Here is a 2,839-nt window from a genome sequence, read left to right as displayed (position 1 = left end):
GGGATACCGTCAGCGAGGCGCAAAAGCGCAAATGGCTGGAAATCTCCAAAAATTACCCCTCACTCGCACCGGAAGGGCAGGCCAACCTGCACAGCCGCATGAATGAATGGGTCACCTTGAGCCCCCAGCAGCGCGCGCAAGCCCGGCTGAACTTCGGCAAGACCWAGGAACTCTCCAAGCAGCTCACGCCTGAAGAGAAAAAAGCCAAATGGGAAACCTACCAGGCTCTCAGCCCCGAAGAAAAGCAGAAGCTGGCCGCCAAGGCCAGTCCAAAGCCTACCGGAGCGGCAACAGCGGTGAGACCGGTGGCACCGCAAAAGCTGGCGCCCGTGACACCGCACCCGGTCAAGGCAGCCAGCAAACCTGGCCCTAAAATCACTGCTTTGCAACCTGCCTCAGCTGCTACGCCCGCCGCGCCGTCCGCAAGCGGTGCCGCAACAAGCGCCACGCCCCAACGCTAAACGCTACCGCAGCGGCTGGGCTTGGCCCATGCCTGCTGCCGTCACTGTGGCCAACCTTTATCGCGACATCTTTGACAGTCACAGACACCCTCCCCATTCCATCCATTCCCCGCCGCATGGCCTGCTGGATGTACGAAGGCATGCTGATGTTCGGCGTGGTTTTTCTGGCCGGTTACCTCTTCAGTACATTGAGCCAGACCCGAAATGCCCTGGACAATCGCCATGCCCTGCAGGCGTTCGTGTTTGTGATTTTCGGTATCTACTTCGTCTGGTTCTGGGCCAAAGGCCAGACCCTGGCCATGAAGACCTGGAACATCCGCGTGGTCGACCTCAACGGTGCACCCGTCACCCAGAAACGTGCGCTGCTGCGCTATGCGCTGAGCTGGCTCTGGTTCCTGCCACCCCTGGCCGTGAGCTGGGCAATGGCGCTGCCAGGGCGGGAAGGCGCCGTACTGACGCTGGGGTGGGTCGCCATCTGGGCCATCCTGGCGCGCTTTCATCCGCAAAAACAGTTTTGGCACGACGCCTGGGCGGGCACGCGGCTCATCACCTGGGTCGCACCCGAAAAACCCGGGCGCAAGGGGAAAAACAAGGCCGGTATCGCCGATACTGCGCCCCATCAGCCCTAACATCAATGTGCCATAAAGCTGCGYGACAATGGCACCATGCCCGAACAAGTTCCGTTTCCCATGTCTGTGCCAGCGCCGCCATCTGATGTTGATGTCGCTGCTGCTGGCGCCACCTCCCGACTGGGCTCCAATGAGCCCGTCAACCCCCAAAAACACCGCAAGGGCCTGAGCCGCGTCTGGCACGCCACCGGCTATTCCGTTGCCGGCCTGCGCGCCGGCTGGCATGAAACCGCTTTCCGTCAGGAGGCGATCGCGTCGATTGTGCTGATCCCCGCCGCTTTCTGGCTGGGCCGTAGCTGGGTCGAAACGGTGCTCCTGGCCGGCACCGTCATCCTCATCATGATCGTGGAGCTGCTCAACACGGGCATCGAGACCGCCATCGACCGCATCGGCCCCGAATGGCATGACCTTTCCAAGCGCGCCAAGGACATGGGAAGTGCCGCCGTACTGCTCAGCCTGCTGCTGTGCGCAGGTACCTGGGCCCTGGCGCTGTTCCAGCGATTTGCCGCATGAACGCAAGCATCAACAAAGTGACCGATATCTCCAAACCTGCCTCCAAACCTGCTTTTTCCCTCTGCGTTTACTGCGGATCCCGTCCCGGCAACCAGCCCGAATTCGCCGCCATTGCCGCCCTCGTGGGCACCTGGATTGGCAAGCGCGGCGGGCAGCTGGTCTATGGCGGTGGCCGCAATGGCCTGATGGGCATCATGGCCGACGCTGCGCTGGCGGCCGGCGGGCGTGTCGTGGGAATCATCCCCAAGGCACTGGTGGAGAAGGAATGGGCCCACACCGGATGCACCGAGCTGCACATCGTGGAAAACATGCATGAGCGCAAATACCTGATGGCCGAGCATGCCGATGCGTTCCTGGCATTGCCCGGCGGCATCGGTACGCTGGAGGAATTTTTTGAGGTATGGACCTGGCGCCAGCTCGGCTACCACGACAAACCGGTCGGCCTGCTCAACATGAACGGCTACTACGACGCCCTGCTCGCGTTCCTGGCATCTTCGGTAAAAACCGGCTTCATGAATGACTGGCTGATGGACCTGATCCGAACCAGCAGCGATGCCGAATCACTGCTGGAAACGCTGGTACAGGCAGCCGGCATGACGCCAGGCAACACCCGCCTCGACCAAATCTGACACCGGTCGCAGGGACTTTTCTTCAGGCCAGCAGGGGCCGCGGAACCGGCTTTGCCGGGCCGCAGGCGCAGCGGCCCCCTCGGGGGGCAGGAAGCTACACGCAGTGAGCGACCGTGGGGGCCTATCTAGACCGCCGCTTCGTCTTCCTCACCCGTACGGATACGCACCACCCGCTCGACGCTGGTGATGAAAATCTTGCCGTCACCGATCTTGCCGGTGCGTGCAGCGCGAACGATGGCATCCACGCAACGCTCCACGTCTTCGGTCTTCACCACAACCTCAACCTTGACCTTCGGCAGGAAATCGACGACGTATTCGGCGCCACGGTACAACTCGGTGTGGCCCTTCTGGCGGCCAAAGCCCTTGACTTCAGTGACGGTCAGACCAGTCACGCCGCATTCGGCCAAGGCCTCACGGACTTCTTCGAGTTTGAAGGGCTTGAGGACGGCGGTAATTTGTTTCACTGAATATCTCCATTAATTCTAAATATCGTCAAAAAGGCATTTAGCGGCGTACAACGTGCAAGTGACTTCACCAGCAGGGGCCGCGGAACCGGCTTTGCCGGGCCGCAGGCGCAGCGGCCCCCTCGGGGGGCAGGGAGCTACGC

At 61.7% G+C, this 2,839-nt stretch carries 5 protein-coding genes; 4 read left to right on the top strand and 1 reads right to left on the bottom strand.

The annotated features are described in order from the left end of the window. From AC1D1X_RS19880 to AC1D1X_RS19865, 4 genes are all read left to right on the top strand, one after another. On the top strand, positions 1–461 hold a 461-nt coding region (locus tag AC1D1X_RS19880), incomplete at its 5' end, for a DUF3106 domain-containing protein (RefSeq protein WP_477698971.1). Positions 462–532: 71 nt separating this feature from the next. Beyond that, complete coding sequence (locus tag AC1D1X_RS19875) at positions 533–1,090, top strand: RDD family protein (RefSeq protein WP_477670848.1); 558 nt, start codon at positions 533–535, stop codon at positions 1,088–1,090. A gap of 36 nt (positions 1,091–1,126) precedes the next feature. Next, on the top strand, positions 1,127–1,603 hold the full coding sequence (locus AC1D1X_RS19870) for a diacylglycerol kinase (protein ID WP_477670849.1): 477 nt from the start codon (positions 1,127–1,129) through the stop codon (positions 1,601–1,603). Beyond that, entirely contained in the window at positions 1,600–2,232 is a 633-nt protein-coding gene (locus AC1D1X_RS19865) for an LOG family protein (RefSeq protein ID WP_477670850.1), read from the top strand. The genes AC1D1X_RS19870 and AC1D1X_RS19865 overlap by 4 nt, the downstream gene beginning before the upstream one ends. Before the next feature lie 125 nt (positions 2,233–2,357). Here the strand turns inward: AC1D1X_RS19865 and AC1D1X_RS19860 are convergent, their stop codons facing one another. Beyond that, positions 2,358–2,696, bottom strand: a complete 339-nt coding sequence (locus tag AC1D1X_RS19860; RefSeq protein ID WP_007869659.1) for a P-II family nitrogen regulator — start codon at positions 2,694–2,696, stop codon at positions 2,358–2,360. Positions 2,697–2,839: the final 143 nt, after the last annotated feature.

This window comes from Polaromonas sp. P1_G4 (assembly GCF_056405475.1).
This window is presented reverse-complemented; position numbering and strand designations above follow the sequence as displayed.

Coding starts and splice junctions, on each gene's coding strand:
- AC1D1X_RS19870 (WP_477670849.1), top strand. CDS start 1,127: ATGCCCGAACAAGTTCCGTTTCCCATGTCTGTGCCAGCGCCGCCATCT.
- AC1D1X_RS19865 (WP_477670850.1), top strand. CDS start 1,600: ATGAACGCAAGCATCAACAAAGTGACCGATATCTCCAAACCTGCCTCC.